General features: G+C 33.9%; 24 protein-coding genes and 1 riboswitch. Of the genes, 12 read left to right on the forward strand and 12 right to left on the reverse strand.

Annotated elements, in window-relative coordinates:
- Positions 1 to 107: 107 nt before the first annotated feature.
- Positions 108 to 1,013 carry an urea transporter gene (yut, locus tag NSR03_RS14160; RefSeq protein WP_002506593.1) on the reverse strand — a complete coding sequence of 302 codons (906 nt, stop codon included), beginning with the start codon at positions 1,011 to 1,013 and terminating at the stop codon, positions 108 to 110.
- A 215-nt stretch (positions 1,014 to 1,228) separates the two neighbouring features.
- On the opposite strand from yut, the gene NSR03_RS14165 reads away from it, so the two are divergent.
- Genes NSR03_RS14165 through NSR03_RS14195 form a run of 7 tightly spaced genes read left to right on the forward strand, consistent with a single transcriptional unit; the run spans position 1,229 to position 6,287 of the window.
- A complete protein-coding gene (locus NSR03_RS14165) occupies positions 1,229 to 1,531 on the forward strand; it encodes an urease subunit gamma (protein WP_021339769.1) in 303 nt (100 codons plus the stop codon).
- 15 nt (positions 1,532 to 1,546) lie between these two features.
- A complete protein-coding gene (locus NSR03_RS14170; protein ID WP_069813615.1) occupies positions 1,547 to 1,960 on the forward strand; it encodes an urease subunit beta in 414 nt (137 codons plus the stop codon).
- Positions 1,957 to 3,672: an urease subunit alpha gene (gene ureC, locus NSR03_RS14175; RefSeq protein WP_046466000.1), complete on the forward strand. Its 1,716-nt coding sequence runs from the start codon at positions 1,957 to 1,959 to the stop codon at positions 3,670 to 3,672. The genes NSR03_RS14170 and ureC overlap by 4 nt, the downstream gene beginning before the upstream one ends.
- 10 nt (positions 3,673 to 3,682) lie before the next feature.
- Entirely contained in the window at positions 3,683 to 4,135 is a 453-nt protein-coding gene (gene ureE / locus NSR03_RS14180; RefSeq protein ID WP_002506589.1) for an urease accessory protein UreE, read from the forward strand.
- Positions 4,128 to 4,817: an urease accessory protein UreF gene (locus NSR03_RS14185; RefSeq protein ID WP_002506588.1), complete on the forward strand. Its 690-nt coding sequence runs from the start codon at positions 4,128 to 4,130 to the stop codon at positions 4,815 to 4,817. Before ureE ends, NSR03_RS14185 begins: the two co-directional genes overlap by 8 nt.
- A gap of 13 nt (positions 4,818 to 4,830) precedes the next feature.
- Complete coding sequence (gene ureG / locus NSR03_RS14190; RefSeq protein ID WP_002506587.1) at positions 4,831 to 5,445, forward strand: urease accessory protein UreG; 615 nt, start codon at positions 4,831 to 4,833, stop codon at positions 5,443 to 5,445.
- Positions 5,445 to 6,287, forward strand: coding sequence for an urease accessory protein UreD (locus tag NSR03_RS14195; protein WP_002506586.1), 843 nt, complete (start codon positions 5,445 to 5,447; stop codon positions 6,285 to 6,287). The genes ureG and NSR03_RS14195 overlap by 1 nt, the downstream gene beginning before the upstream one ends.
- Before the next feature lie 244 nt (positions 6,288 to 6,531).
- Here NSR03_RS14195 and NSR03_RS14200 read toward each other — a convergent pair whose 3' ends face one another.
- A complete protein-coding gene (locus NSR03_RS14200; protein WP_069813617.1) occupies positions 6,532 to 6,738 on the reverse strand; it encodes a hypothetical protein in 207 nt (68 codons plus the stop codon).
- Positions 6,739 to 6,862: 124 nt separating this feature from the next.
- The gene (locus tag NSR03_RS14205) at positions 6,863 to 7,945 is read right to left on the reverse strand and encodes a YkvI family membrane protein (protein WP_069821041.1); all 1,083 of its coding nucleotides are present in this window, start codon (positions 7,943 to 7,945) and stop codon (positions 6,863 to 6,865) included.
- Positions 7,946 to 8,288: 343 nt separating this feature from the next.
- On the opposite strand from NSR03_RS14205, the gene NSR03_RS14210 reads away from it, so the two are divergent.
- The gene (locus NSR03_RS14210) at positions 8,289 to 8,759 is read left to right on the forward strand and encodes a thioesterase family protein (protein WP_002506583.1); all 471 of its coding nucleotides are present in this window, start codon (positions 8,289 to 8,291) and stop codon (positions 8,757 to 8,759) included.
- A gap of 167 nt (positions 8,760 to 8,926) precedes the next feature.
- Here the strand turns inward: NSR03_RS14210 and NSR03_RS14215 are convergent, their stop codons facing one another.
- Entirely contained in the window at positions 8,927 to 10,072 is a 1,146-nt protein-coding gene (locus NSR03_RS14215; protein WP_002506582.1) for a bifunctional cystathionine gamma-lyase/homocysteine desulfhydrase, read from the reverse strand.
- Positions 10,072 to 10,971: a PLP-dependent cysteine synthase family protein gene (locus tag NSR03_RS14220; RefSeq protein WP_069813618.1), complete on the reverse strand. Its 900-nt coding sequence runs from the start codon at positions 10,969 to 10,971 to the stop codon at positions 10,072 to 10,074. The genes NSR03_RS14215 and NSR03_RS14220 overlap by 1 nt, the downstream gene beginning before the upstream one ends.
- A gap of 223 nt (positions 10,972 to 11,194) precedes the next feature.
- On the opposite strand from NSR03_RS14220, the gene NSR03_RS14225 reads away from it, so the two are divergent.
- The 3 genes from NSR03_RS14225 (at position 11,195) to NSR03_RS14235 (ending at position 13,963) form a co-directional block, all read left to right on the forward strand.
- Positions 11,195 to 12,481 carry a homocysteine synthase gene (locus tag NSR03_RS14225; protein ID WP_021338824.1) on the forward strand — a complete coding sequence of 429 codons (1,287 nt, stop codon included), beginning with the start codon at positions 11,195 to 11,197 and terminating at the stop codon, positions 12,479 to 12,481.
- Positions 12,482 to 12,739: 258 nt separating this feature from the next.
- Entirely contained in the window at positions 12,740 to 13,492 is a 753-nt protein-coding gene (locus tag NSR03_RS14230) for a threonine/serine exporter family protein (RefSeq protein WP_002506579.1), read from the forward strand.
- A 12-nt stretch (positions 13,493 to 13,504) separates the two neighbouring features.
- Positions 13,505 to 13,963, forward strand: a complete 459-nt coding sequence (locus NSR03_RS14235; protein ID WP_002506578.1) for a threonine/serine exporter family protein — start codon at positions 13,505 to 13,507, stop codon at positions 13,961 to 13,963.
- Between the two features lie 85 nt (positions 13,964 to 14,048).
- On the opposite strand, the gene NSR03_RS14240 is transcribed toward NSR03_RS14235, so the two are convergent.
- The 6 genes from NSR03_RS14240 to NSR03_RS14265 all read right to left on the reverse strand — a co-directional run bounded on the left by NSR03_RS14240 (position 14,049) and on the right by NSR03_RS14265 (position 21,962).
- Entirely contained in the window at positions 14,049 to 14,945 is an 897-nt protein-coding gene (locus NSR03_RS14240) for an ROK family protein (protein WP_069813620.1), read from the reverse strand.
- Positions 14,946 to 15,054: 109 nt separating this feature from the next.
- Positions 15,055 to 15,990, reverse strand: a complete 936-nt coding sequence (gene manA / locus NSR03_RS14245) for a mannose-6-phosphate isomerase, class I (protein WP_021338826.1) — start codon at positions 15,988 to 15,990, stop codon at positions 15,055 to 15,057.
- Between the two features lie 16 nt (positions 15,991 to 16,006).
- On the reverse strand, positions 16,007 to 17,971 hold the full coding sequence (locus tag NSR03_RS14250) for a fructose-specific PTS transporter subunit EIIC (RefSeq protein WP_021338827.1): 1,965 nt from the start codon (positions 17,969 to 17,971) through the stop codon (positions 16,007 to 16,009).
- Positions 17,972 to 18,050: 79 nt separating this feature from the next.
- Entirely contained in the window at positions 18,051 to 19,916 is a 1,866-nt protein-coding gene (locus NSR03_RS14255) for a BglG family transcription antiterminator (protein WP_021338828.1), read from the reverse strand.
- Positions 19,917 to 20,119: 203 nt separating this feature from the next.
- Complete coding sequence (locus NSR03_RS14260; protein WP_069813622.1) at positions 20,120 to 21,052, reverse strand: lactate/malate family dehydrogenase; 933 nt, start codon at positions 21,050 to 21,052, stop codon at positions 20,120 to 20,122.
- Between the two features lie 91 nt (positions 21,053 to 21,143).
- A complete protein-coding gene (locus NSR03_RS14265; RefSeq protein ID WP_069813623.1) occupies positions 21,144 to 21,962 on the reverse strand; it encodes a MetQ/NlpA family ABC transporter substrate-binding protein in 819 nt (272 codons plus the stop codon).
- A 92-nt stretch (positions 21,963 to 22,054) separates the two neighbouring features.
- Positions 22,055 to 22,159, reverse strand: a riboswitch (SAM riboswitch).
- Between the two features lie 305 nt (positions 22,160 to 22,464).
- Between NSR03_RS14265 and panE the strand changes: the two genes are divergently transcribed.
- Positions 22,465 to 23,382: a 2-dehydropantoate 2-reductase gene (panE, locus tag NSR03_RS14270; protein ID WP_069821183.1), complete on the forward strand. Its 918-nt coding sequence runs from the start codon at positions 22,465 to 22,467 to the stop codon at positions 23,380 to 23,382.
- A gap of 383 nt (positions 23,383 to 23,765) precedes the next feature.
- On the opposite strand, the gene NSR03_RS14275 is transcribed toward panE, so the two are convergent.
- Positions 23,766 to 24,183, reverse strand: a 418-nt coding sequence (locus NSR03_RS14275) for a tripartite tricarboxylate transporter permease (protein ID WP_285328592.1), incomplete at its 5' end; no start/stop codon positions are given.

The raw sequence follows: 24,183 nt of genomic DNA on the forward strand, positions 1-24,183 counted from the left end.
TTTCTAAAAAACCATTCTTAAAATCAATTAGAAATTTATATTTTAAAACTTATAACAATAGAGTTAACTACACTTTCAACCAGATTAATTTAAGTTTTCATGTTATATCACTCTATTTGTTGTTCTTTCATTTGATTACCCGCAAATAGCATAATCCACGTAGCAATAATAAATGGCAATGTAAATACCGGTAAACCAAATGGTGTTAATAATGTAGTCATGCCTGCATGTAATATGACAGTTAGCAGAATGCCTAACACAATACTTATATAACGCGGAATTCTAGTACTAAATGCGACACCTAAAGCTAACACTGTAAGTATGACATTATAGCCAAACAGACCATCATTAATTTGGTCGTGATTACCACCAAGTACCGTGACTGCTGCAAAACCTATAATATTTGCAATAATTGCAAATGTACCAGCTTTTCTGGAAGCAATAAAAATACCAATAAGAATTAATATACCTGCAATCATATTTTTAAGTAAAAATATTTCACTGAAACCCGTCAAAAATGCACTTATAAAGTCGATACTATGACCAGAAAATTTAATTTCCTGAACTGTATTCGGCAAAATATTAACATCTGCGTTCACAAATTTAAATTGGAATGACATGAGTAATACAATCCAACTTACAAATACATATGGCATTGTTAACATTGGCACACCAAATGGTTTAAAAAACTCTCTAAATGCCGAACCAATAGGCATTGTTATAATAATTGCCACTAATACAATAACCACACTATACCATTCTGGTACTAAGAATAATGTTAATGCAATGGCAGTAAGTACAGGATTGAACCCGGCCAATCCCGTGTTGATTTCCTCTTCTGAATAATTCGTGCGTTTTGCAAGCAATAGGGAAATGACACTTGCACTCAAAGCCATTAGCCCCACTTTCCAATTACCTACAAAAATACCTGCTAAAACAAACAATCCTGTCCACGAATTGTTCAATAATAATACTTGCGCAATATTCTTCAATATTATCCGAATAGCGTCCACAACGTCACCTGATTTCTATATACTTTGACTTAAATAATAATATATTAATATCCACTAAATTTAAAGAGATACATATCGCCTGTAATAAAATTCTTTTTTTTTATTTTTCACGCTCACAAGGGGTTATTCTTGTAGTTAAATACTATTCGGAATATCATTATATAGCGGACATAATTAACGTACACGATATAAATAATTGAAAGGTAGTGAAGCTCGTGCATTTTACACAACGTGAACAAGATAAGTTGATGCTAGTTGTAGCAGCAGATTTAGCACGCAGACGTCAACAACGCGGTTTAAAATTAAATTATCCAGAGGCAGTAGCTATAATTAGTTTTGAACTACTTGAAGGTGCTAGAGATGGAAAATCTGTGGCAGAACTGATGAGTTATGGGAAACAAATATTAAGTGAAGATGATGTAATGGAAGGTATTGCCGATATGCTAACAGAAATGGAAATTGAAGCGACTTTCCCTGACGGAACTAAATTGATTACCGTACATCACCCAATCGTATAAAGGAGGATTTATATTATGAAACCTGGTGAAATTATAGTTAAACGTACAGAAATAGAAGTAAATAAAGGTCATAAATCCACAATACTTAATGTGAAAAATACTGGAGATCGACCAATACAAGTCGGCTCACATTATCACTTTTTTGAAGCGAATCCAGCGCTAGACTTTGACCATGAAAAAGCCTATGGTAAACGACTGGATATTCCTGCTGGTGCAGCCGTTCGTTTTGAACCGGGTGATGAGAAAGAAGTTCAACTCGTTGAATTTTCTGGCAAACGAAAAATTTATGGTTTTCACGGTGCTGTAAATGGAGCAATTCATGAGTCTCGTGTCTATAGAGATGAAGCAGACACTTCAGCTACAGAAATCGTTGAACAAGAAAATCAAGAAAACGAAAATGCTAATAAAGAAAGTGGGTATAAAGCATGAGTTTTAAAATGACGCAATCACAATATACAAGTCTTTATGGGCCAACTGTTGGTGACTCTGTAAGACTTGGAGATACAAATTTATTTGCAAGAGTAGAAAAAGATTACGCTACGTATGGCGATGAGGCGACATTTGGTGGTGGTAAATCTATCAGAGACGGCATGGCTCAAAATCCTAATGTAACACGTGATGATAAACAGGTTGCAGATTTAGTTATGACAAATGCAATGATTATCGACTACGATAAAATTATTAAAGCTGATATTGGTATTAAAAATGGCTATATTATGGCAGTCGGAAAAGCAGGTAATCCTGATATTATGGATAATGTAGATATTATTATTGGTGCTACGACTGATATTATTTCTGCAGAAGGTAAAATCGTAACTGCAGGTGGTATTGATACACACGTTCACTTTATTAACCCTGAACAGTCACAAGTTGCGCTTGAAAGTGGTATAACTACGCATATTGGTGGCGGCACTGGTGCATCTGAAGGTGCAAAAGCAACTACAGTTACTCCAGGACCGTGGCATCTACACCGCATGTTAGAAGCGGCAGAATCATTGCCATTAAATATTGGGTTCACTGGTAAAGGTCAAGCAGTCAATCACACTGCCTTAGTAGAACAAGTACATGCTGGTGCGATTGGCTTAAAAGTACATGAAGACTGGGGTGCGACACCTTCAGCATTAGACCACGCTTTGCAAGTCGCAGATGACTATGATGTTCAAATCGCACTACACGCCGATACATTAAATGAAGCTGGCTTCATGGAAGAAACAATGGCCGCAGTTAAAAACCGCGTATTACACATGTATCATACAGAAGGTGCTGGTGGTGGCCACGCGCCAGATTTAATTAAATCTGCTGCCTATCCAAACATTTTACCTTCTTCTACAAATCCAACACTTCCATACACAGTAAATACTGTAGACGAACATTTAGATATGGTTATGATTACCCACCACTTAAACGCTGCAATCCCTGAAGACATCGCATTTGCTGATTCACGTATTCGTAAAGAAACAATTGCAGCAGAGGATGTATTACATGATATTGGCGTATTTAGTATGGTAAGTTCTGATTCTCAAGCTATGGGACGTGTCGGTGAAGTTATTACACGTACTTGGCAAGTTGCACACCGTATGAAAGAACAACGTGGTGCATTAGAAGGTGACAGTAAACATAATGACAATAACCGTATCAAACGTTATATCGCTAAATATACGATTAACCCTGCCATTACACATGGTATTTCAGATTATGTTGGCTCTATTGAAGAAGGCAAACTCGCAGATATTATCATGTGGGAACCTGCTTTCTTTGGCGTAAAACCAGACGTTATCCTTAAAGGTGGCCTCATTAATACAGCCATTAATGGTGATGCTAACGGTTCTATCCCTACTTCTGAACCCTTGAAATACCGTAAAATGTACGGACAATTAGGCGGCAATATGCAAAGTACTTCAATGACTTTCGTTTCTTCAACAGCATACGAAAATGATATTGATAAAGTACTCGGCTTAAAACGTAAAGTAAGACCTGTTCGTAATATCCGTAAGTTAAGTAAAGCAGATATGAAAAACAACAATGCAACACCAAAAATAGATGTTGATCCACAAACATATGAAGTATTCGTGGACGGTGAAAAAATCACAAGTGAACCAGCTACTGAATTACCGTTAACTCAACGCTATTTCTTATTCTAGGAGGTAAAAAATGATCATCGAAGAAATTGTAGGAAATATCGCTAACATTGCTGATAGTGAAAAAGGTAAACATATAGAAAAAGTATACTTGGAAAACTCTGATTTAGTTAAACGTATTCAACGTGTAACGACAGACCATGGTAATGAAATAGGAATTCGTTTAAAACAACCTATTGATTTACAATATGGCGACATTTTATATAAAGACGACACCAATATGATTATCGTAGATGTGAATTCTGAAGATTTACTCGTTATTAAACCACGTACGCTTCAAGAAATGGGAGATATCGCGCATCAACTTGGAAACAGACATTTGCCAGCACAATTTACAGAAACTGAAATGCTTGTACAATACGACTACTTGGTAGAATCATTATTAAAAGATTTAGGGATTCCATACGAGCATGAAGATCGTAAAGTAAATAAAGCATTTAGACATATAGGTCATTCACATGACTGATCATGCACATCTACGTCTGTTTCAATTTTGTGATTCTCAATTCCCGACAGGTGCATTTAGTCATTCCTTTGGCCTTGAAACTTATATTCAACGTGACACAGTACACGACGAAGCAAGCTTTCAACAATGGCTCGCGTTATTTTTAAACGAACAATTGACATATGCAGATGGCTTAGCAATGCGACTCGTCTACGATGCGCTTAATCAAAATGATTCAGAATCTATATTGCGATTAGATAAAATTCTTTTCGTACAAAACTTACCTAAAGAAACACGCCAAGGTTCAAAACAAATGGGTAACCGCATGGTCAAACTCGCTTCTGAACTTTATGATAGTGACTGGATTGACTGGTACAATGCGCAACTAAAAGAGAAAAAAGCCAAGTTGCATCCTGCCATTTGTTTTACGATGCTCGGACATCATTTAGGAGTCGATATCGAAACAATTATTGATTATTATTTATATCAAAACGTGTCCAGTTTAACTCAAAATGCGGTACGCGCAATTCCTTTGGGACAAACTGCTGGTCAACGTATTGTACATCATATGATTCCACTTATGAAAGAGACAAGAGACTATATCATGACATTGGATGAATCCCAACTAGGTATTACTGCACCAGGATTAGAAATCAATCAAATGGAACACGAGAACGTCAATGTAAGAATTTTTATATCTTAGGAGGACAATTTTTATGACAGAGACAGTTAAAATAGGTATCGGTGGCCCTGTGGGTGCAGGGAAAACCCAGCTTATCGAGAAAATTGTTAAACGTTTAGCAAAAGACTTGAGCATTGGTGTTATCACTAATGATATATATACAAAAGAAGATGAAAAAATATTAGTTAACTCAGGTGTATTACCTGAAGATAGAATTATCGGTGTTGAAACGGGTGGATGCCCACACACAGCAATTCGTGAAGATGCGTCAATGAACTTTGCAGCAATTGATGAACTAAAAGAACGCAATGAAGATATAGAACTTATTTTCATTGAATCTGGTGGCGATAACTTAGCGGCAACTTTCAGCCCGGAACTCGTTGATTTTTCAATTTATATTATTGATGTTGCACAAGGCGAAAAAATTCCACGTAAAGGTGGACAAGGTATGATTAAATCTGACTACTTTGTAATCAATAAGACTGATTTAGCGCCTTATGTTAATGCATCATTAGAACGCATGGCAGAAGATACAAAAGCATTCCGTGGTAACCGCCCATTCACTTTTACAAATCTTAAAACCGATGAAGGCTTAGACAATGTACTTGAGTGGATTGAACAAGATGTATTTCTTAAAGGATTAGCTTAATGTCTGAGTCAAATCCACAATGGACTGGCCAATTAGATCTAACTGTTTTTAATAACGGAAAAAAATCTGTTGCGCGTGATATCTTTTTTGAAAGAGCATTAAAAGTAATGCGTCCAGTCTACTTAAACGGCTCTGATATTCCTACATTTTATATTGTGAATGTAGGTGGCGGTTATTTAGATGGCGATCGCTATAACATGAACTTTAATGTAGACACTGATGCAAAAGTGATATTAACTTCGCAAGGTGCAACAAAGATTTATAAAACGTTGAATGATCATGTGGAACAATATCAAAATTTCAATATTAAAGATAACGCTTATGCGGAATATGTAGGCGATCCAATTATCGCTTTTGAAAATGCCAAATTCTACCAACATAATACATTTAACTTGAGTTCAACAGCATCTTTATTTTATACAGATATTTTAACACCAGGATATTCTAAAGAAGGTAAAGCCTTTAGCTACACATATATGCATTTATTAAATGAAATTTATGTAGACGATGATCTCGTTGTATTTGATAATATGTTACTTGATCCAACTAAAAATAAAGTCGATGATATTGGTTACATGGAGCATTATAGCCACTTGGGTTCTTGCTATTTTATCCACCCAGATGTTAACCAAAAATTTATAGATAACGTATTCGATCAAATTAAACACTTGCAACAAGTATATGATTGTCGTTTTGGTATTACACAGTTACCAACACATGGTTTTAGCATTCGTATTTTATCTAACAAAACACAAGTAATCGAAAAGATTTTAACAACATTACAAACTTATGTTGTTAAAGAAATCTTCGATCGTGACGTTGATTTTTTAAGAAAATATTAGTTATTCTCGAGTTTGGACATAAATGCCATTCTCAAAATAAAAGGACTAATCCGTATTAAATGGATTAGTCCTTTTTATATTTAAAATTTTACGATTTTTACCGTGTCTACGGGAGTATGCATAACATCAAAGTTTCTAATGTTCTATCGATAATAAAAAAGCCTCTAAGAACTCAAGATGTTCTTAGAAACTTTTAAATATATATAAATTATTTTTTAACTACAAACGCAAACAGACACAACTTTTAAATTAGATTAAGTAACCAAACTAAACTTATCACTAATAAAACAATCGTAACGATATAGATTAATAACTTTTGTCCTTTAGTTAAAGTTTTTTCTCCATCCGTAAACAAACTAAATAACGAACCATCCTTGCCCATTAATAATGCGATAGAATAAATAAGTAAGACTAAAGATAAAATAAATAATATTAATGCAATAAATACCATAATAGTACTCCTCTAACAATACAATCTGTTTTTCTTAGTTCTATGCCTATTCATTCTATCTTAATATTCAAATTTGTAAAACAAAGCCTATATAAATAATCATATTGATTTTATTTCTATTATACTATGGTAAATCTCCTTTTTTCTCTAATCGTTTAACTTTAAATGGTGCATAAATTAATACCACAATTAATACTAATCCTAAATATCCAATGAATGGATAAAAGAATGACATTAAGTCTGTAAATCCTGCAAAACTTACTGCAAAGCCAATTAAAATAGCTACGATATAAAATATTTTAAACTGTATTGTTTCAGGAGTAGTAAAACGTGTAGCAAGTGAATAGAACATACCTAAACACGTATTAAATATCATTAAATAGATAATGATAGACATAAGAACACCTAAAATTGGAGATATATCATTTACAAGCCCTAACATCGGCATTGGTAAATCCCCTACCGTTTCAATTTTAGAAAGTATCGCAAAATGACTTATCATAATCATTATGCCTAAAACAAATCCTCCGAAGAAGCCACCGCATGCAGCTACCTTAGGATTCTTCTCACTACCACCCATAACAATTGCCATAGTTGCTCCTAAACTGATATTTAATGAAACGTAATTAACGCCTGAAATAAACCAATTCGGCACCGCTGACGTATGTTCTTTAGCTATGTCAGTGAGTTCAGTAAACGTACCTGACATAGTAAACAAGCAATAAACCGCAACAACGAGAATCGCTATAATCAATAACGGTGTAATATTACCGATAACTTTAACAACATTATCTACACGTAACATACCGAATAAAAATACTAAGAGAACCATTAATAATGTTCCAAGTACTGCTGGTATACCAAACTGTTGTTCAAAGTTCGAACCACCACCAGCAAGCATTACGACACCAAATCCAAATAAAGCGATGATGAGTACAATATCTATCACCCATGCAAGCACTTTACCAAACAATGTACCGCCAGTTAATTTATGTATTACATCATTATGACTCTGAGCTTTAAACTTACTACCTAGCCATACAAGTACCATACCAATATATGAAAATAACATTGTTGAAACAATTGCTGCAAATATACCCAACTTACCGAAACTAGTAAAATATTGTAGGATTTCTTGTCCTGAAGCAAATCCAGCACCCACAATTATACCAATTAAGGCACTACCTATTAAAAATACTTTCTTCATAGTAATCCCCTTTGTACGTAGTAATATTTTTTGTTTAAAACGTAAAATCATCATTGTAAAATAGAACGCATTACATTCCAAACCCCTTTATACACGTCTATACATAGAAAATCCGTATTGCCTTTCACAATAATGTAAACGTTTACATATTCATAGTAACTCACTTAGCTTTAATTTTCAAACCGCTGAAAATACTTATCCTTGATGGTATTTACATTATATAATACGCACTTTTCAACTAATAATAATATCATTATAGAGAAAACAAATTTTTAAACTTTTCACTATAAAACTGATACAATTATGTAGTCCAATATTAAAAAATAATTATAGGAGTGGTCTCATGGTAGAAGAATACATATATAGAAATACCGTACAACCATCTTGGATTGACCGTAATAATCATATGCATGACGCACAATATTATTCAATTTTCAGTGATGCAGTTGTTGGTTTCTTTGAATCTGTAGATTTATCAATTTCATATCGTCCCGATCAAGAGATCACGATATTTAGCATTGAAGCACATATTTCTTTTTTAAATGAATTATTACTAGATGATCAATTTTATATCAAGTTTCATATACATGACTATGATGCCAAGAGAGTGCATTTGTTTTTAACGATGTATAATGAGCAGGACGAACGTACGGCTACTTATGAAGTCATTATGATGGGCGTAAGTCACCATACAAGACGTAGCATGAATTTCCCTGAACCTGTTTATGATAAGATCAAAACATATTTTGATAGCCAACAACCCTTCGACATTCCAAAACAATTAGGTCATGTGATTGGTATTCCTAGAAAATAACTCTGTGATACATAGAAGCCTTATCTTAAAACTGAACTTAAGTCCTAATAAGCCATTATCCAATATGACATACAAAGGCTACAAAAAGTACTACATAGATATCACAACAGAACAGTTTCTTATAAAAAAGAACCTCCAAATGATTGGAGGTTCTTTTTTATAATTAATTATTTTAGGTGATCTAACGCTTTTTTTAAATCTTCCACTAAATCTTCAGTGTCTTCAATGCCAACTGAGAGACGAATTAGCCCATCTGCAATACCTTCTTTGGCACGAATGTCTTTAGGAATAGAAGCATGTGTCATTAATGCTGGTACAGAAATTAAACTTTCTACTGCGCCTAAACTTTCAGCTAATGTGAAATATTGCGATTCACGGATAATTGCTTTGGCACTTTCTATATCCTCAACTTCAAAAGCAACAACACCAGTATGTCCTTCTGATTGTGCTTCGTGGATATCATGATTTAAATGTTCAGCGATGCTTGGATGGAATACTTGTTTAACATTTTGATGTTGTTGCAACATTTCAATAATTGAAAGTGCATTACGTTGTACTTGTTCCATTCTTAGCCCTAATGTTTTAATACCACGAATTAACAAATAACTATCTTGCGGTCCCAACACGCCGCCTGTTGAATTTTGAATAAATCCAATACGCTCAGCTAGGTTCTCATCATTTGTAGCAACTAGGCCTGAAACGACATCACTATGACCACCAATGTATTTTGTAGCTGAATGCAATACGATATCAATACCCAATGTTAATGGGTTTTGGAAATATGGCGTCATAAATGTATTATCAACAACTGATATCAAATTATGTTTTTGTGCAATTTCAGCTGATTTTTTAATATCTGTTACTCGTAATAATGGATTTGAAGGTGTCTCAATATATAACATTTTTGTTTCTGGTTTAATATATTGTTCCACTTCATCTATATGCGTTGTATCTATGAAATCTGCTTTTATTCCAAAACGTGAAAACACTTTTGTTAGCGCTCTATAAGTGCCACCATAAACGTCAGAATTTATCAATAAATGATCGCCTTCATCTAATAACATAATCACTGCTGATATTGCTGCCATACCTGAACCAAATGCATAACCATATTGACCATGTTCTAAATCAGCAATTAAGCCTTCTAATGAACTACGTGTTGGATTAGCTGAACGAGAATATTCATATCCCTGTCTCATATCACCGATGTCATCTTGCATAAATGTACTTGTTTGATAAATTGGTGTAGTTACTGCACCTGTATATGGGTCTGTAGTAGATCCGCCGTGAATTAATTGTGTTTTTTTATTCATTAATGATTCTCCTCATAATTAAAGATTTTTTGTGACATGTATCGATCACTACCATCAGGAAAAATCGTTACAATAACACCACTATTGATGTGTTTTTTTACTTCTAATGCACCTTGTAAGACTGCGCCAGAGGAACTTCCTACAAGTAAACCTTCTCGTTTTGCCAATAATGCTACATTTTCAAAAGCATCTTTATCAGATACCTTAACAATATCAGAAACTAAGGATTCAGGTAAAAACTGAGGCCACTTTTCAGAACCGATACCTTCAATATCATGGGGATGTTGAGCTCCTCCACTTAATATAGAACCTTCCGGCTCAACTATGACATTCTCTACATTTAATGAAGTTAAGTGTTCTGCAACACCTGTAAATGTACCTCCTGAACCTATACCAGCCACAAAATAATCTATTTCTGGCAATGCTTCTGTAATTTCTTTGCCCAACGTTTCTAAATATGCTTTCGGGTTGTTAGCAGATTCAAATTGATTTAAATAAAGTGCGCCTGTTTGCGATTCAAATTGCTTTGCTGCTTCTTGAGCACCTTGCATGCCTAGTGCTTGCTCAGTTCTTCTAACTTCAGCACCTAAGGCTTTAATAATAGCTATTTTTTCTTCTGCAAAACCTTCAGGTGCAAAAATAACTGCATTTATATTATGATGGTTGGCTGCAATAGCTACGCCAATACCCGTATTGCCTGCTGATGCCTCTACTACAGTTCCACCTTTTTGTATTAAGTTGTTCTCTAAAACTTTTTCAATTAAATACTTCCCAAGTCTATCTTTAATACTACCGCCAGGATTGAATTGTTCTAATTTAGCATAAATTTGAACATCCTCATTACTAAAAGATTTTAATAATACCATAGGTGTATTGCCGATTAAATCATATGCAATCATCATAGTCCTCCACACACAGGTGTTTTTAATATTTTGTTTATTCCCTACTATACTGATATGAATTATAAATAGTTTCAGCCCTTTTTGCAAATTTTATAATTAAAATATTGTAAAACACTTAAAATAAATCCTTACTTTTTTAATAAGAATACTTGAATTCACTATATAGCTCTTGTATAGTATTAGTTATCAGAAAATTCAAATTTATAGGAGGATTTACATTATGAGTCAGAATTCATGGCATTTAGACACATTATCAATTCATGGCGGTCAACAAGTGGATGATTCAAAATCACGCGCAGTACCTATCCATCAAACAACGAGTTATGTATTTGATAGTACAGACCATGCACAAAAATTATTTTCGCTACAAGAAGACGGTAATATTTACACGAGAATTATGAACCCAACACAAAATGTCTTTGAAGAACGCATCACGGCTCTAGAAGGGGGCGTTGGCGCTTTAGCTACTGCTTCAGGACAAGCTGCAATACATCTCGCATTATTAAACATCGTTGAAACAGGTGATGAAATTGTTGCTTCTTCAAACTTATACGGTGGTACATATAATTTATTAAAAGTGACATTCAAAAAATTAGGTATTAAAGTCCATTTTGTAGATCCTAGCAATCCTGAAAACTTTAAAAATGCTATTACAGATAAAACGAAAGTTGTTTATGCAGAAACAATCGGCAACCCTCGTATTGATGTTCTAGATATAGAAGCTGTTGCAGATATTGCACATGATAATGGCGTTCCATTAATTGTTGACAATACATTCCCAACGCCTTATTTATTACGTCCGTTTGAGCATGGTGCTGACATAATTGTTCATTCAGCCACTAAATTTATTGGTGGCCATGGTACTTCAATCGGCGGTGTCATTGTTGATAGTGGTAAATTTAATTGGGATAACGGTAAATTCCCTGGCTTAGTAGAACCAGACCCTAGTTATCATGGTGTCTCTTATGCGAAGGATGTAGGAGAAGCTGCGTTTATCACTAAAGCACGTGTTCAATTATTACGTGATTTAGGTGCATCTGTATCACCTTTCAATGTTCATGAGTTCTTAATTGGTTTAGAAACATTACATCTACGTATGGAACGTCATTCAGAAAATGCTTTACGCATCGCACAATATTTAGAAAAACATCCAAATGTAACATGGGTAAACTATCCTGGTTTAGAAAACAATGCTTACAATGAATTAGCTCAAAAATATCTACCAGATGGACAAGGCGCTATACTTACATTTGGCGTTGATGGTTCAGTAGACGATATTGCTAATTTCGTTGAAGGATTAGATTTATTCTCACACGTAGCAAACGTTGGTGATTCTAAATCATTAATCATTCATCCTGCAAGTACAACACACTTACAATTGTCACCAGAAGAACAAAAAGCTTCAGGTGTACTACCAGAACTTGTAAGATTATCAGTTGGAACAGAAAAAGTAGAAGACATCATTTCAGATCTTGATAAAGGTTTTAAAGCGTCACTTGGAAACTAATGTTAAAAGTTTCCTTAGTGACGCTAAGAACCAAGTTCACACTCTGAAAATATAGCACGTCAAAAACGCCCAAACAAATAAAGGTTGGGCGTTTTTTAGACTGCGCGCTATTATCCCGTCACACAAACCGAAGACTCCTGCGTGTGTAAATTTTATATTTCAACTCCTATATTCTATTAATAAAGGTATTTACCTTTGTGTTTGTTAATTAATATTGGGATAATAACAATAATTGTTCAATAAGTTGGAGGTGCACGTTTGGATAATCAAAAAGATCAAATAACCATGAATGTCATATTACTTACCGGTAAAATACTTTTATCTTCTGGCGCTGAAGTATCGCGTGTTGAAGATACTATGCGTCGCATAGCAATTTGTATGGGCTATTACAATAGCCAAGGATATGTTATAAATGTGTTTATCAATTTTTCACTTAGTGAGGAACACGATACGCGCATTTTACGTATTAATAAAAATATCACCAACTTATTGAAAATATTTCAAGTTAACGCAATTTCACGAAAACTCACGAGTAATCAATTGTCTATAGAAGAAGCTTATGATCTTTTAAAAAATATAGAACGTACATCAGTAACAATTCCATTGTGGAAGAAAGGTATAGCAGCCGGCATTATCTCATTGAGCTTTTTATATTTACAAAATGGTACATGGCCAGATGCGCTTACCGCAATCATAGCTGGTGCTACAGGATTTTTAATCGTAGAGTATATGCATAGTAAGTCACTGACTATGTTTATACCTGAATTTGTAGCTTCTTTTGTAATAGGAACAATTGTTATATTTGGGTCTAAATTATTCAATGTTGATAATATGTTTGGACCTGCCATGCTTGCTTCAGTTATGCCAATTGTTCCTGGCGTGTTAATAACAACCGCAATACAAGATTTATTTGGACGTCACATGCTTATGTTTACAGCAAAATTTTTGGAAGCATTAGTTATTGCTTTTGCGATTGGTTCAGGCATAGCAATTGCGTATTCACTATTTTAAGGGGGATTCTTCATGACTATTTTAATTACATTCTTATGCAGTTTCAGCGCCTCTTATTTCTTCAACGTGATTTACGATTCGCATAAAAAGGTATTTCTTCCCGCCGGATTTGCTGGAGCCATGGGTTATATCGTCCATTTTATTTTAAGCGAGCATGGACAAATGGATACAATATACACAAGTTTATTAGGTAGTTTAACACTAGGTTTAATCAGCCATACTATGAGTCGAATATATAAAGCGCCTGTTGTATTGTTTATGATTCCTGGTATTATTCCACTTGTTCCAGGAAGCATTGCTTTCAGTGCGACACAACAGCTCGTTACGCTTAATTTTACTGACGCGACTAACACATTTATTCGTGCTATTTTGATAGCAGGTGCGATTGCTTTAGGTTTGTTGATTTCAGATCAATTATCTAAAACTTTGAACATACGAAAATACTTAGCTATTAAAAGAAATAAACTTTAAAAAGACTACACACTATTGTTATACATTTCAAAAAGGTTTATAAAAACGTTATTTGATAGTAATACAACATATGTGTAGTCTTTTATTATGATTCATTCACAAAATATAAACCCGTTAATACATTAGCTTCTAAATCACTTACTTTAATACTAATGGGACTATTTCGTACTAAATGATGTTCTTTTACATAGGTTTCTATACTTTCTTTATAAGGCAATGGACTTTGCGTCACGCCGCCGCCTAATACAATATGATAAATATTAAATACACTAAATAAATTTGTACACAGTTGTTGAGTTAAGTTTAAAACTTCCTCAATCATATGAGTTATTGTTTTGTCTTTACCTTGAACATACATTTCAATGGCTTCTTTTGTACTCACTTCTCTTTTTAGAATCCCACTCGCTTTTCTGCTAATCGCTAATCCAGAAATCTCATTTTCAACACAGCCATATTGCTTACAGACAGGACATTGGTAACTACTATCGCTTTTAATTACTGTATGGCCAATCTCACCAAAGTTCCCGTCAATGCCAGAGATTAATTGTCCCTGTTTCATATAAGCCATGCCAACGCCTGTGCTAATCGTTAAATAAATGAAATCCTCAGTTTGTGCTTTTATATACTGATGTTCTGCTAAAATTGCAGCATCCGTATCATTAACAAATCGTGGCTTAAATTCACTATTCTGTGTTATATAAGTACCCGCATTAAATCCATTATATTTTTGCAAATTGGGAGGATTTAAAAATAAGCCTTGATTATAATCACAAGGACCTGGCATCGCAATATTTAACGAAGTTTTATCGACATTTTCGAAATTCTCTACATAGTCATTCGCCAGGTTTATAATTTCTTCAAATTCCTTTTCGGGCACATCTTTATCCGTTTTAAATTTTTGACTCGCTACGATTTCTAAGTCTTCATTGATAAGGCCCACAATCGTTTTAGTTCCTCCAATATCAACACAAATTTTCAACATCAGGCACCAACTCCATCATTTATTAGTTTATCTTAATTATGTATAAAAAGAGGCACAGACAAAACTAATTTGCCTTGTGACAAATCAAATTCATCTTGCCTCTCCTTATTTATACATGGCTGACAATCATCGTCATGTCACCATTAAATTTTATCTCTGTATCTTCTGTTGTCAGTATAAAGTGCGTACCTTTGTTTAAACTATAGTCGCTTCCATCTACAGTAATTTGTCCGCTACCTTCAACAATTGAAACAAGACAATAGTCATGCGGTTTTCTATAATTTAAGTTACCAGCGATCACCCAACGTTCAACTGTGAAAAAATCATTAGACACAAATTGTGTGTACTGCTGCCCTTGGATATTTTCATGTATTGCCGTCGTGTTAGGTGAATCTTCTGAAAGATGAATTACAGCTTTACTCTGTTCTAAGTGCAAATCACGTTTATTTCCATCTTTATCTACACGATCATAATCGTATATTCTATATGTCGTATCCGAAGATTGTTGCGTTTCTAAAATCATAATACCTTTTCCTATTGCGTGTACTGTTCCAGCTGGTACATAGAAGAAATCTCCTGCTTGTACTTTTACTGTTTTAAAAAGTGTCTCAAATTGTTGTCGATCAATCATTTCGTTTAATTCATCCTGATTTTTAGCGTTAACATCATAAATAATCTCTGCATCTTCTTGTGCATCTAGAATATACCAACACTCTGTTTTGCCATATTCACCTTCATATTTTTGTGCGTATTCATCATTTGGATGGACTTGAACTGATAATTTATCGTTTGCATCTAATATTTTCGTTAATAAAGGGAATTTAGTATCACCAGTTTCACCAAATAATGCTTTATCTTCATTCCATACTGCTTCTAATGTTTTACCTTTATGTTTACCATTCTCAATTATATTCGGTCCATTAGGATGTGCTGATATCCCCCAACATTCACCCGTATATTCATTAGGAATATCATAATTGAATGATTTTAAAGCCGTACCACCCCAGATACGTTCTTGAAAAACAGGTTGTAAGAATAATGGCATATGCTCATACCTCCAATTATATTTCTTTTAGTATATCGTATATTTGTTCTGTATGTGTTGCATCGATTAAACTTTGACGAATATTATCATCCATTAGCGCTCTAGATAAACGCTGTAACAATTTCAAGTGCGTATCACTACTATCACTTGGTACTGCAATTAAGAAAACAATTTTTGGCAATGTGCCATCTAAGCTATCCCAATTCACGCCTTGCTTATTATTCATAACTGCTACGATTGGTTTTTTCACTGCATCTGACTTGGCATGAGGTATTGCCACATTCATGCCTATAGCCGTTGTCGACTCCATTTCTCGTTTTAAGACGTCTGCTTTCAGTTTTTCCATATCTGTAATGTAATCATATTTATCTAATTGATCTACAAGATGTTCAATTGCTTCGTCTCTTGTCAATTTCTTCTCTGATATTTCAATTACCTCTTGCTGAAATACTTCAATCTCATCATCTGTTGTTGATTGTTTATCTTCTTTTTCTTCAGCGCTATTTTGCGCAGTTACTTCTGAATCATTCTGACTTTGTTCTGTCATTCCTGCTTCTGTATGCGCTGCATCTCCAGCTATTGCTGGTGTTTTTCTTCTTAGTGTTAACACTGAGAACATTGTCACAACACTACCTACAATCACTGCTATAAAGAACCAGAGCACTTGGTCAATACCACCAAGCACAGCTACGATAGGTCCACCGTGTGCTACTCTGTCACCTACGCCACCAATTGCTGCAATCGCCGCTGCAATCATGGCACCTATCATATTAGAAGGTATAATACGTAAAGGATCTTGAGCAGCAAAAGGAATCGCACCTTCCGTTATACCAAATAATCCCATTGTAAATGAAGCTTTACCCATTTCTACTTCACCTTTATTAAACTTGCGTTTGTTGATAAATGTTGCAAGACCTAGACCAATAGGTGGTGTACATACTGCAACAGCAACCATACCCATGACTGCATAATTTCCTTCAGCAATCAATGCTGAACCAAATAGAAATGCAACTTTATTTACTGGTCCACCCATATCAAAAGCAATCATTGCTCCAATAATCAACGCTAAAATTACGATATTTGTTCCTTGCATACCTTTCAACCATGTCGTTAAGCCTTCAAAAATACTAGCAATCGGTGCGCCAATTAAGAAAATAAAAATGAGCCCTACGATCAGTGAAGATATTATCGGTATAATGATAATCGGCATAATTGGAGCCATTGCTTTTGGTATTTTAATATTTTTTATCCATTTTGCAATATAACCTGCTATGAAACCTGCTACGATACCGCCTAAAAAACCTGCACCTGCGTCACTACCATAAAAACTACCATCAGCAGCTATCGCACCACCAATCATCCCTGGCACAAGCCCCGGTTTATCTGCAATGCTTACAGCAATATAACCTGCCAAGATAGGAACCATAAAGCTAAATGCTAAATTACCGATATTTTCAATTGATTTCCAAAATGAATCTTCTGGTATTACTAACCCCTCAGGTGTAGCTTTACCCCCTAAAGTCAATGCAATTGCCATCAATAGTCCACCAACAACGATAAATGGAACCATAAATGAAACACCATTCATCAAATGTTGGTATATCATTTGCATGCCACTTTTTTGCTCCTCATCATCTTGATTAGAAGCACCTGTCGCATTAGCTTCATGATGTATGTGTGCATCTTTATCGATAATACGTTGAATGAGTTCTTGTGGTTTATGAATACCTTCTCGAACACTTTCATTGATTAATAATTTCCCATCAAATCGAGATAAATCTACTTGGCGATCTGCGGCAATAATAATCCCATCCGCTTCTCTAATTTCTTTCGATGTCAAAACATTTTCAGCACCAACGCCTCCCTGCGTCTCTACTTTAATGTCTATACTCATTTCTTTACCTGCTTGCTCTAATTTCTCTTGAGCCATATACGTGTGTGCTATCCCATTTGGACACGATGTTATCGCTAATATTTTCATAACGTTCATCCTCCTTACTTTTAATTGTAAACGCATTCATGAATAAATAAAAAAGAATAATTGCCGTTAGTAGTGGCAATTATTCTTTCACTAACTGAATTACTTTATCCCTTAAAATTTGATCTTCAAGCACTAACAACTGATCTACATCATTTTCAGTTAAATTGGCTATCGTATGAATAATCTTTTTCATAGCTGGAATATCTTGTTCTGCTATTGCTAAGAAAAAGACTAATTTCGCTCGATTTTGTTTCCAGCCAAAACCCTGCATGTTTTTAAAAATCACCACGTGTGATTTCAGTACCTTTTCAGGATCGCCGTGGGGAATACTAATCCCATTTCCTATAAAAGTAGAAGAAAATTTTTCTCTTTCCAAAGCACTTTGGATATATTTTTCGCTAACTGAATGGTTGTCCCCAAAAATAATTTGCGCCTGTTCAAATACATAGGATGCTTCTGTTAGCTCTTGCTTGTCTGAGTGTACATCAAATTGAATGGCTGCTAATTCATCCTGATTTAGCACAGGATTTTGCTTATGGCGTATAAATGATTGAATTTTATTAGCATCTTCATTGGAAAATAATGGAGAAACCTCCATTACTTGTAATGTATCTGGCACCTGAAGTTTATCTATAAAATGCGTCGTAATCAAAGCATCGACACCTGAAAAATCATACTGTGACACATTTTCTAATTTCAATGTATCTATCACGTGTATCCTATCATCTAAATTTGCTATTTTAGCTTCCAATAAACTTGAAATACCCAAACCATAGTAGCAAGTAATTACGATATTAAAACGATTTTTTTCATTACGATCTATTGATGATTGAAAATGTAATGCTAAAAATGCAATTTCATCTTCTACTAGATTTATTTTTGCGTCTTTAGACAAATGATTTACTGTTTCATATAATGTGTTAAAAACAAAAGGATAATGTTTTTTTATATCTTCAGTTAATGGATTGTTAATATAGACATTTTTAGCAATACGTAAGTAGGTTCTACTAAAATGTGAATAAACATTGTCACGTAATGCTTTATCTTTAGTAAAATTCACTCCAACACTTTTTTCCATTTGATATATCATTCTATCGATATAACTTTTAACGAACACTTTTTCTAAGCCTAAATCGTATTTATTAAAATAGTAACTAATAAAAAATGAAAACAATTTAGCTGTTTCATCACTTAGACCATATGCTAATTTACGATTTATTTCGTCTATGCAATGCTGTGCTATAATTTGTGATTCTTCATCTACAACCCACGAAGCGTCATTGTCATTGTTTCTTTTAAAGATAATAATAAGATGTATGAGCAATTGTCGAATTCGAATATCGGAAGTTTGTATTTGGTAATCACTTAAGTTATTTTTAATAATTTGAAATATCATTTGGATATGTGCTTCCGGTATTTCATTTAGAATGAATTGCTCTACAGTCTGGTGTTTTGTAGAGAGCTGATTTAAATGGAGAATCGCATTTCTTATATTCATTTCGTTACCATTAACTGTAATACCTTTTTTCTTAGAAATATTTACATTAATATCAAATGAGGTACACCATGATTGTATTCTCTTTAAATAGTCATTTACTTCTGATCTTGTTAAGCCAAAGTCATTTTCCAATTGATCAACAGTCATGGGTTGTTGATGCATTAGCAATTGGTACCCTATTTTCAACAGTATTTCACTTTCTTTATTCGTATATGCTGTAACGATTTCTGCTAATTGTTCCACGCTATATAAGGTACGGTTCATTTTATAACCTCGACCCTTTACACTAACAATTAGTTCTTTCACTAACTCACTATTAATATATTTAATATCACTTCGTACAGTTCTGTTGGAAACATTCAAGTAGTTCGCTATTTCGTTTGCACTTAAATAATCATTACTATTATTTAATATTAAACGAATAAGTTTAGCATGTCTTTCTTGCATAGCTGCACCGCACTTTCCACATTCTTACACGCCTTATTAGTAAGCGTTACCTATAATATCAAATACATTGTAGCTATAACTCATTATATAAGCAAGGAGTTCACTGTTTATTTAACATCACCTTAATTTCTGCTATAAATGCTTATTTTAAATAAAAAAAGAGATAGCAACTGAATTTTTCATTCATTACTATCTCTCAATTATTAATTTGTTACTTTACTAATTGTTTGTTTTATATATCGATGCGCCTCTTTGAGTTGCGCAATTTCTGTTGGACTAAGTTGAATTTCAAACCTCTGTTTAATACCTTCACGTCCCACTAATGTAGGTAGGCTAAAGGCACTCTCATTCAAACCATATTCATTACTTATTGAAGTTAACGGCATGATGCTCTGCTGGTTTAATGCAATTGCTTGTATTAAATAATTAACTACTTTCGATATCGCTACATTTGTCCATCCTTTTTTATAAAATACATCCATAGATACCTGATCTATTTCTGAAGTTATGCGCGTTTTATCTATAGGTGGAGTATCCGTCAATTGTTGAAATTCATCTAATGTCATGCCATAAATTCTAACTTTACTCCATACAGGAACTGCATGTTGCCCGTGTTCTCCAATCACAAACGCTTCAACATTCTTAGGGTCAACTTGGTAATATGACGCAATCAATGTTTTAAATCGAGATGTTTCCAAAGATGTACCAGTACCAATTATTTTATGTGAAGGATACTGAGATGCATTGCTCATATAAGTAATCGTATCTACTGGATTGGAAACTAAAATAACAATCGCATCTTGTGTCACTTGATTAATTTGTTTCATGACTCCTTCAATCATAATTCGATTACCTTTCGTAAGCAATACCCGGTCACCCTCATTAGGATCTGTTGGCACACTTGCTGTAATTACAATGAAGGAGGCTTCAGTTAAATCATTGTAATTGCCCTCGCGAATATTGATGTGGGTTGAATTAGGTAAACCTTGTGTGTGCAAACGATCCAGTGCTTCACCACTTGCTCTTTCGGTATCTGTATCAATTAATACAATATCTGAGAATAAATTTAAATTTTGGACGTCTGTAAGTACTTGGCTCCCTACTTTACCAAGCCCAATGATTCCTATTTTGGACATTTTATCCCCGCCTTATTTATAGAATATTAATATATGGTACTTTTAATTACTATATAAAATGTAACCAATTTATTGTGTTATCTATGACAACCTATTTTTCATACGGAATGACGTCTTGACCGTATTCTTTTTTAATAAAGTCTTGTGTACCTTTTGATTGTAGTACTTTAATTAACGTTTGATATTTTTTATCATCTTTATGGCCTTTTTGAACTGCGACTATATTTGCAAATGGTGATGATTTATCCTCAACTGCAATCGAATCTTTATGTGGTGTTAGTCCATTATCGATAGCATAGTTGGAATTCATAATAACTGCCGCGCCTTCTTTGCTGTTATATGTTTTTGGTAAAAATTCAGCACCTTGTTTATTATTGAATTTTAAATCCTTTTTATTTTCTACAATATCCTCAAATTTTGCATCTTCAATATTTACACCTTTTTTAATTTTAATTAAACCTTTATCAACAAAAAATGATAAGAAGCGTCCTTCTTCAGCAGGATTGTTCGATACATAAATTGTTGAGCCTTTAGGGATATCATTAATATCTTTATATTTTTTACTGTACACACCCATTGGCGTAGTTAAGACTTTTCCTACTTCTTCAATATTATAGTTATGATCTTCTTTTTCAGCTTTTAGATAAGGCACGTGTTGGAAAAAGTTTGCATCTACATCGCCTTTATCTAATAATTTATTAGGCACTTTATAGTCATTCACTGTCTTAATTTCTAATTCATAACCTTCTTCTTTCATTGCTTTTTTAGCGTGTTTTAGCACTTCGCCATGTGGTGCAGGAGACGTTGCTATCGTAATTTTTTTATCCTCACCTTCACCCTTTGAATTTCCGCACGCTGCTAATATAACTGCTAATACTAATAACGAAACTAAACTTGTAACCCTTTTCATCAAATCTCTCCTTATAATTTGTTTTAATTTACGACTAAAGCTATGTATAAAAAAATACTTTCTCTTGGTTTTCAAGAGAAAGTATCCACCTTCCCTCATCTTTGAAAGTAAAATTACTTTCTGTGAATTAGCACCATTTCAAAAACGACGGTTGCTGGGCTTCATAGGGCACATCCCTCCACCACTCTAGATAAGAGTAAATCATATGTATTTGATTGTTTTAATCCTAGCATCGCACTCATGATTAGTCAATGAGTTTTTAGAAAATTCTAAATCATTTGTTTTCATAAATATTTCCACTTCGTTCCATGTGAAACAATAATCATTCTGATAGTTAACTTTATAATTTGAGAAGCTAAAGAAAAAATAACACCTTAATTTAATATATACATCTACAATAATAATATAAAATATATATAAAAATATGCGTAATAATTTTATGAAGTGGTATATATATATTAACAAGATAGAAATAATACATAACACGAGGAGTTGCATAATAATGAGAATTTTAGTCTTAGGAGCAGGTGGTATCGGGGGCTACTTTGGTGGTCGCTTAGCTGAAGGTGGTCAAAACGTTACATTTCTAGTACGTTCAAAAAGAAAATCATATCTAGAGCGTAATGGTCTATCTATTCATAGCGAAAAGGGTGACTATCACTTTAACCCTCAACTTATTACAAGAAAAGACCGTGTGAAACCATTCGATATAGTGCTCTTGTCTTCTAAGTCTTATCATTTAGAACATGCGCTTGAAGATTTAACACCATTTGTTAACGGTAATACAGTGATTATTCCATTACTTAATGGAATCGCACATCTACCAAAGTTACAATCAACTTTCGGTGAAAATAAAATTATGGGTGGTTATTGCGTTATTGAAACGACTTTAAACCCCGTTGGTGAAATCGTTCATACAAGTCCTTTTGACAAACTCTTTTTTGGTGAATTAAATGGTGATCAAAGTGAACGTGCTGAACAAATTGCTCAAGCTTTTTCAAATACCAAAGCTGAATTTATTTTAAGTTCAAATATCCAGCAAGGTTTGTGGCATAAATATTTAATGATCACTGTACTATCAAGTCTTACTACACTCATGCATGCACCAATTGGACCAATTCGTGATAGCGTGGGAGGCGTTGATTTTATTGAGTCACTATACAATGAAGTCGCTTCAATTATGCGTACACATAGTGCGCCTATTTCGGATAATATCGTCGATCAATATATGAAATCACTGCCGAAATTATCCTATCACTTCAAAACTTCTATGCAACGAGATATGGAAAAAGGATTAAATATTGAAGCAGATCATTTACAAGGTTATTTGTTAAATTTAGCAGCATCATACCAATTAAATGCACCTCTGCTAACTACTGTTTATCAAAACCAAAAAGTATATAAGGAAATGCTTCAATAATAACTATTTAAAATCGTTGTTTATAGAACTTAATGAGTAGTTGCATAGTGCCGACAAAGTTGAAGACTTTGTCGGCACTTTTTGTACACACTTTCAGCAGGCATGAGCCATCCTATAGTATTCGGCTAGTACTTTTCCCGCGGGGTCGGCACAAATCACTGCCTTGATTCATTGATGTAACTAAATATAGGACAACAAATATATAAATGAATTAGCGAAAAAGAATTCTTCCATTTCCTTGTAAATTTAGTAAAGAAATTGATAAACAAAGATTATCTCAAGGAAAAACATCTATAAAAAATAAACCAAATGCTTTTATAGCACTTGGTTTATCTACGTTTTGAAACCTCTCATGACATAACATAATGAGTAGATTTATTATGTTATTTTTTCACTTTCATTCTTTTAAATCCTTTTATAATCAGTGGATAGAACAGCGCTAAAATAGTCATCAATGTCAATACGATACTAATTGGGGATGCCAAAAAGATATCTGCTACATTGTTATTACTCACTATTAAGCTTTTACGAAAATTCTGCTCCATATCTGAACCTACGATTGCTGCCAAAATTAAAGGCGCAGCCGGGAAATCTAATAATTTCATAACTAAGCCGATAATACCGAAAATAATTAGAATATAGAAATCAGTGATACTATAACCTAATGTATATGTACCGATAAACGCTAGCACCAAAATAATAGGATATAACACTTTGGGTGGTGTACGTAATATTTTTAACAGTAATCCTATTAAAGCAATGTTCAAAATGACTAAGAATATATTACCAATAAACATGCTA

Source organism: Staphylococcus sp. FSL W8-1207, assembly GCF_038003745.1.
GTDB classification, from domain to species: Bacteria; Bacillota; Bacilli; order Staphylococcales; family Staphylococcaceae; genus Staphylococcus; species Staphylococcus equorum.